Annotated in this window: 5 protein-coding genes and 1 rRNA gene; 3 read left to right on the forward strand and 3 right to left on the reverse strand. The window is 59.9% G+C overall.

The window, feature by feature from the left end; all coding sequences use genetic code 11:
- A 5S ribosomal RNA gene (gene rrf / locus GWQ27_RS22070) occupies positions 1–103 on the forward strand; the annotation flags it as partial.
- An 87-nt stretch (positions 104–190) separates the two neighbouring features.
- Here rrf and GWQ27_RS22075 read toward each other — a convergent pair.
- Entirely contained in the window at positions 191–2,761 is a 2,571-nt protein-coding gene (locus tag GWQ27_RS22075) for a bifunctional acetate--CoA ligase family protein/GNAT family N-acetyltransferase (RefSeq protein ID WP_275908327.1), read from the reverse strand.
- A gap of 91 nt (positions 2,762–2,852) precedes the next feature.
- Positions 2,853–3,044: a hypothetical protein gene (locus GWQ27_RS22080; protein ID WP_021140974.1), complete on the reverse strand. Its 192-nt coding sequence runs from the start codon at positions 3,042–3,044 to the stop codon at positions 2,853–2,855.
- Positions 3,045–3,216: 172 nt separating this feature from the next.
- Here GWQ27_RS22080 and GWQ27_RS22085 point away from each other — a divergent pair, with 172 nt between their 5' ends.
- Positions 3,217–4,089, forward strand: a complete 873-nt coding sequence (locus GWQ27_RS22085; RefSeq protein ID WP_275908328.1) for a transporter substrate-binding domain-containing protein — start codon at positions 3,217–3,219, stop codon at positions 4,087–4,089.
- Here the strand turns inward: GWQ27_RS22085 and ilvY are convergent.
- Entirely contained in the window at positions 4,078–4,971 is an 894-nt protein-coding gene (gene ilvY / locus GWQ27_RS22090; RefSeq protein WP_021140972.1) for an HTH-type transcriptional activator IlvY, read from the reverse strand. The genes GWQ27_RS22085 and ilvY overlap by 12 nt on opposite strands.
- A 188-nt stretch (positions 4,972–5,159) precedes the next feature.
- Between ilvY and ilvC the strand changes: the two genes are divergently transcribed.
- Complete coding sequence (ilvC, locus tag GWQ27_RS22095; RefSeq protein ID WP_275908329.1) at positions 5,160–6,641, forward strand: ketol-acid reductoisomerase; 1,482 nt, start codon at positions 5,160–5,162, stop codon at positions 6,639–6,641.
- The last annotated feature ends 223 nt before the right edge of the window (positions 6,642–6,864 follow it).

A 6,864-nucleotide genomic window follows, 5' to 3' on the forward strand; every position in this document is an offset into this window, starting at 1 on the left:
AGCGCCGTGGAACCACCTGATCCCATGCCGAACTCAGAAGTGAAACGCGGTAGCGCCGATGGTAGTGTGGCATTCGCCATGCGAGAGTAGGACACTGCCAGGCACCCAACACGAAAAACCCCGCTCAATGAGCGGGTTTTTTTATTGCCTGAAATTTATCATTCCTGCGGTGTTCTCTGTGCTATGCCCCTTAGGCTCTCTCCGCACAGGGCAACTCCATATTGACCACTCCATCTTCCAGCTGGATATCGATCTTGAAGCCAAGCCGCTTGGCCAGATTGATCATGCCGCGATTGCTGGGCATGGTCATGCCGGATAGCTGGCCAATCCCTCTCTCTCTGGCGTAACGCACGATTTTCTCCATCATCAACTTGCCGAGCCCCAGCCCCTTTAGGTCGGATCGCACCAGAATGGCAAACTCCGCATCGGACTGATCCGGGTTTGAAATGGCTCGCACCACCCCCAGAATTTGCTGACTGAAGGCCCCGTCCTGTCCTACCGCGACGAAGGCCATCTCCCTGTCGTAGTCAATTTGGGTCATGCGAGCGAGCTCTTCGTGGCCCAGTTCTCCCACGTCAGCAAAGAAGCGTTTGTACCTGTCTTCATCGGAGACCTTGAGTACAAACTGTTTGTGAGCGGGTTCATCCTCCGGCCGGATCGGGCGGAGCAGCACATGGCTCTGGTCCTTGAGCCAGGCCCCCTCTTCCAGCTCGGTGGGATAGGGGCGTATCGCCAGGGGGCAACGCTGCTGCGTTATTGGCATCAGTGTCAGGCTGGCATCCAGAATCACCATCTCGGCCCCGCATGCTTGCAATGGATGCAGGTCCAGCTCCTGGATCTCGGGAAACGCCAGCAGCAGTTCCGACAGCTGGCACAACACCTGACCAAGCGCATCGATATCGAGTCTTTCGGGGGTGGCCTGCTCGCGGATCTTGCGGCTCTTGAGAGCACCGATGACCTGGTAGCGTGCGAGAGCCTGGTTCAGTGGCGGGAGTGCGGCGACCATCTCCTGTGGTTCTGCTCCCGACTCGCCGAGCAGGATGACAGGACCGAAGACGGGATCCTGTTGCAGGCGGATCCTCAGTTCCAGCCCGCCGCTGCGGCGTGCCATACGCTGTACCAGCAAGCCTTCGATGCGGGCTCCGGCATCGTGCTGTCTGACCCGATCCAGAATGGCATCTGCCGCCTGAGCGACCTCGGCAGAAGTACGCAGGTTCAGCATGACGCCGTGCACCGCAGACTTGTGGGCAATATCCGGCGAGCGCAATTTGACTGCTACCGGATAGCCGATCTGTTCAGCCGTCAGGGTGGCTTCGATGGCATCGGAGACAATCCAGGTCGGCAGGGTCGCGAGCCCGGCAGCTTGCAGTATGGGTTGCACCAGATGGGTATCGAGGGTGAGTTGCTTGCGTTCCAGTGCCTGCCGGATCAGTTGTTGGCAGAGTTCGACGTTGAGCTTGTCCCCCTGCAGGGACGCGGGTGTTTCCATCAGCTGCTTCTGGTTGCGACGGTATTCCACCATATGCATGAAGGCGGCCACTGCACTTTCGGGAGTGCGATAGGTCGGAATGCCCGCCTCGGTGAAGAGCTTGCGTCCTTCCTGTGCCGAGTATTCCCCTGCCCAGTTGGTCAGGATATTGAAGCGCCTGGCTCTGGGATGCTGCCTGAGGTAATCGATCAGACTGCGCGCCAATTCGGCCCCGCGTGCTGTGAGGGAAGGCGCATGAATGAGCAGGATGGCATCTGCTTCATTCCCTTGCAGCAAGGTATCGAGTGCCTGCTGATAGGCGGTGATATCGGCATCACTGCCTATGTCTTTTGGCGGCATGGCCAGTTTTCCGCCCCGCTCAAGCAGCACATCGACCGCCATGTTGGCCAGTCCGCGGCCGTTGGAGATGATGGCCAGCCGCTCCCCCTTGAGGGTCAGCGAATGGCTCAGGGTTTCGACCGCGGCAAACAGCTCGTGGGTATCTCGTACCCGCAGCATGCCTGCTCGCCGGATGGCGGCATCGTAGACGTTGTCCAGCCCCTTTGCCGGATCGTGGCGACCGCTCTTGAGCACCAGTATTGGCTTGTTGCGCGAAGCCGCCCGCGCTGCCGAGAGGAAGTGGCGGGCGTCGTGCAACTTGTCCATATAGAGCAGGATGGCGCGAGTGGTGCCGTCGCGAGAGAGCTGATCGAGCAGCTGGCCGAAGTCGATGTCACAGTGATCGCCGAGGGAGATAAAGGCGGAAAAGCCCAGCTCATGTTGTTTGGCCCAATCCAGTATGGTCGTGCTGACGGCCGCCGACTGGGAGACAAAGGCTACCTGCCCAGGTTTGGCGGCGATGGGGGAGAAGCTGGCGTTGATGCCCTGCGCTGGCAGCAACATGCCCATGCTGTTGGGGCCAAGCAGGCGAATGTCATATTGGCTGCTCAGGCGCTGCAACTGTTCCCTCTCTTCCTGCGAAAAATCGGCGGCCAGTATGATGGCGGCCCCGGCCCCTTTTTTGCCGAGCGCTTCGATGAGCGACAGTACCCGTTCGCGTTTGGTGCAGATGATGGCGAGATCGGGGGAGAGCGGCAGGCTGGCAATGTCGGGATAAGCCAGCACTCCGGCGATGGCTTTGTTATGGGGGCTGACCGGCAGTATGGGGCCTTTGAACTGACCCGCAAGCAGGTGCCTGATTACCACGTGACCCGCTTTCTGCGGGTCGGTTGAGGCACCGATGACGGCGATTGACTGGGGTTTGAAGAGCCGATCCAGGCCGCTTGGTTTCATGGGCACTCCTCATGGCGACCCCCGGAGGCGAGGGTGACGGATGGTGCCAGTGTAATACGCTTTGATTGCCTGTTCTGTGACCGGTTGCGGATCACTGTTTGGTCAGGGCGCTGGCTCGCAGATAAAACTTCATCTTGCCCTGAATTTGGCGCACTGCCGCCAGCGGGCGCTCTTGCAGATAGATATCCTGTTCGTGATCCAGCAAGGTTTGTGGCACTCCCAGACTCTGCAGGTACTCTTCAAACAGCTGTGAGCTGTTGATTTCGATCAGGTGACGCATCATGGCGAGGCTTTTTCCATTCAGGTTGAACACCGAGCCTAGTCTGTGACCTGGGTCTTGCTCTGACCATTGTCAGATTTGACACCAAGTCGCTCACACATCTGCGGGTCCATGCACCAGAACTGGGCGCTCACGCGTTATAGTGAGTGCATCAAGATCAGAGGTACGAGGCGCAATGATCAGGATTTTGCTGTGGTGCATCACACTGTTTGCGGGGAGTGCCCTGGCTGCCGAGTCGCACATTCGGGCCTGGAACCTGCTGTTGGAGCACCCCAATCCGGCTGTGGCGGGCTTGCTGCGGTTGTCGCTCGATCTCACAGTGCCTGAATATGGTCCCTATCAGCTGATTGCGAGTCCGCCAATGGAGCAGGGGCGGGCGGTCAAGGCGTTACAAGAGGGTGCCCTGGTACAGATAGGAGTCTTTGCCCCTGATGAAGAGCGGGAGCGTTCCCTGCTGGCGGTCCATATTCCGTTGGCGAAGGGGTTGCTGGGTTGGCGGGTCTGCCTCATCCGGCCGGGGGATGAGGGGCGCTTTAGCGGCATAGGGTCGCTGGCGGACTGGCATAGCGCCGGACTCACCATCGGTCAGCACAGAGCCTGGCCCGATACCCGGCTGCTCAAGGCCAACGGCCTCAAGGTAACGGTGGGCAATCTCTACGAGGCGCTGTTCAACATGCTGAGCAAGCGGCGTTTTGACTGCTTTCTGCGTTCCGTCATCGAGATAGAGGATGAGCTAAAGCAGCATCCGGAGCTCGCAATCGAACCTCATCTGGTGTTCCGTTATCCGCTGGCGCTGCTGTTCTTTGTTTCCCCCCAATATCCCGAACTGGCACAGCGCATCGAGCTGGGATTGCAGCGGGCGCGCCAGTCCGGTGCTTTTGATCAGATCTTTGAAAAGGAGTTTGGCAGCACGATTCGTCGGTTGAAGCTGGACGAGCGGATCATGCTTGAGCTGCATAATCCGGATCTGCCCGCCAGGAGCCGCATCATGATGGCTGACCCCTCGCTAATCTATGCGCTGGTCACTGCCACCCCGTCAGCGCAGTGAACCCTGGCCGCGCGCCGTATCCCAGAAGGCGCGGATAAGAGGCTCTTCCAGCCGCTTCTTGAGCACTGCGATACCGACGTCGAATGGCTTGAGCGCCGGTCTGGGCTCGACGATGCGCACCTTCTCCCCCATGGGGCTGTGATCGATCACGGCGGCAGGCACCAGACCGACGCCAAAACCGAGCGCCACCATGGCGACTATGCCCTCGTTGCCCGCCACCTCGGCATAGATGTTGGGGGCAATTCCCTTGTTGCGAAACCACTGGTCACAGCGCTTTCGTGCCAGACCCTGTTCGGAGAGGATCAGCGGCAGCCGCTCCCAGTCCGGCTCACCCTGCAAGAACCACTGGCTCTGTTGTGGTGCGGTACGGGGGGCAATGAATACCAGCGGCACCTGCTGCAGGCTGGCAAATTCCAGCTTGGCGGAGAGCGCATCCGGCCGCGCGGCGATGGCGAGATCGGCCTCGTCGGCCAGGATCTTGTCCACCGCCAGCGCCGGGTCGCCGGTCTCCAGCTTGATCTCAAGCTGGGGGTAGCGGCGGCGGAAGCGCTCCAGCACCTCTGGCAGCAGAAAGTAGCTGGCGGTGACCGAGCAGAACACCCGCAGCCGCCCCTGCAGCGGTTCATCGCTGCGTTTGAGATCCTGCTTGAGCTGGCGCCACTCCTGCAACAGGCTGCCGCCAAACTCCCGCAGTTTCTCACCCGCCGATGTGAGCCGCACGCTGCGATTGTCCCGCTCGAACAGCACGCAGCCGGTCTCCTGTTCCAGGCGCTGGATGGCGCGGCTGAGGGTGGAGGGGCTGACCGCCATGGCATCGGCACTCTTGCCAAAGTGAAGGGAGTCGGCGAGGTGGAGAAACAGTTCGAGATTACGAAGGTCCATCTTTCTATTCCTGCGGCGGCGCGTTTGCTGACGTGGGGGAGAAACAGCTTGAGATTGCGAAGAACAATCTTTCAATTCCTGCAACATACTGTTTCGAATATATCAGTTCAGGCAATGAGTGTCCCGCGCTATAGTGGTTCAGACAACGCCGCTACCCGGCATGGAATCAATCGAACGGAGCAATCACCATGGCTAACTATTTCAACACCTTGAACCTGCGTCAGCAGTTGGCCCAACTGGGCAAGTGTCGCTTCATGCAGCGAGCGGAATTCGCCGACGGTTGCGACGTGCTGAAGGGCAAGAAGGTGGTGATTGTGGGCTGTGGTGCCCAGGGTCTGAACCAGGGTCTGAACATGCGCGACTCCGGGCTGGATATCTCCTACGCCCTGCGCAAGGCTGCCATCACCGAGAAGCGCGCCTCCTGGCAGAAGGCCACCGACAACGGCTTCGCGGTCGGCACCTATGAAGAGCTGATCCCGACCGCCGATCTGGTGCTGAACCTGACCCCGGACAAGCAGCACTCCGACGTGGTGAAAACCGTGATGCCGCTGATGAAACAGGGCGCCGCGCTGGGCTATTCCCACGGCTTCAACGTGGTGGAAGAGGGTCAGCAGATCCGCGCCGACATCACTGTCGTCATGGTTGCACCCAAGTGCCCGGGAACCGAAGTGCGTGAAGAGTACAAGCGCGGTTTCGGTGTGCCGACCCTGCTCGCCGTCCACCCGGAGAACGATCCCAAGGGTGAAGGCATGGCCATCGCCAAGGCGTGGGCCTCTGCCACCGGCGGCGACCGTGCCGGCGTACTGGAATCCTCCTTCGTGGCGGAAGTGAAATCTGACCTGATGGGCGAGCAGACCATCCTCTGCGGCATGCTGCAGGCAGGTTCTCTACTCTGTTATGACAAGCTGGTTGCCGAAGGGACAGACCCGGCCTACGCCGGCAAGCTGATCCAGTTTGGTTGGGAGACCATCACTGAAGCCCTGAAGCAGGGTGGCATCAGCCTGATGATGGACCGCCTCTCCAATCCGGCCAAACTGCGTGCCTTCGAGCTGTCCGAGCAACTGCGCACCCTGATGCGCCCGCTGTTCGAGAAGCACATGGATGACATCATCGCTGGCGAATTCTCCCGCGGCATGATGGCCGACTGGGCTGAGGATGACGTCAAGCTGCTGACCTGGCGTGAAGAAACCGGCAAATCTGCCTTCGAGAATGCTCCTGCGTTCACTGGCAAAATTGCCGAGCAGGAGTATTTCGACAATGGCGTGGTCATGGTGGCCATGGTCAAGGCGGGTGTCGAGCTGGCGTTCGAGACCATGGTAGCTTCCGGTATTTACGAGGAGTCCGCCTACTACGAATCCCTGCACGAGTTGCCGCTGATCGCCAACACAGTTGCTCGCAAGCGTCTGTACGAGATGAACGTGGTTATCTCCGATACCGCCGAGTACGGTAACTACCTGTTCGCCAACGCCGCTGTGCCCTTGCTGCGCGAGCACTTCATGCCGACCCTGAAAGCTGGCGACTTGGGTGCCAGCAAGGCAGAAGGGCAGAACGTCGACAACCTGGCGCTGCTGGCGGCCAATGAGGCGACCCGCAACCACCCCATCGAGGCGATCGGTCAGGTACTGCGCGGCTACATGAAGGACATGAAACGCATCGCCGTTGGCGGTTAAGCCTGCATCGGGTTGGATGATAAAGGGGCGGGGGTGACGATCCCCGCCACCGGTCGGAGTGGACACCCGACCGGCCAGCCAGAAATCCCAGCCCGACCATGTCTAGTCCTGAAATAGGTTTACACATTTTCGGCTAGCATTTCTCCACTCAGAACCCCCGATGCACTGCATCGGGGGTTCTGTATTTCAACGCATGATGCGGCCGCTCCACGTTGTAGATATC

This window comes from Aeromonas sp. 5HA1, from assembly GCF_029237245.1.
In the GTDB taxonomy this organism is placed as follows: domain Bacteria; phylum Pseudomonadota; class Gammaproteobacteria; order Enterobacterales; family Aeromonadaceae; genus Aeromonas; species Aeromonas salmonicida.

Bases quoted from the DNA above. Each gene is read 5' to 3' on its own strand.
- ilvC (WP_275908329.1), top strand. From the start codon at position 5,160: ATGGCTAACTATTTCAACACCTTGAACCTGCGTCAGCAGTTGGCCCAA.
- GWQ27_RS22080 (WP_021140974.1), bottom strand. From the start codon at position 3,044: ATGATGCGTCACCTGATCGAAATCAACAGCTCACAGCTGTTTGAAGAG.
- GWQ27_RS22075 (WP_275908327.1), bottom strand. From the start codon at position 2,761: ATGAAACCAAGCGGCCTGGATCGGCTCTTCAAACCCCAGTCAATCGCC.
- ilvY (WP_021140972.1), bottom strand. From the start codon at position 4,971: ATGGACCTTCGTAATCTCGAACTGTTTCTCCACCTCGCCGACTCCCTT.
- GWQ27_RS22085 (WP_275908328.1), top strand. From the start codon at position 3,217: ATGATCAGGATTTTGCTGTGGTGCATCACACTGTTTGCGGGGAGTGCC.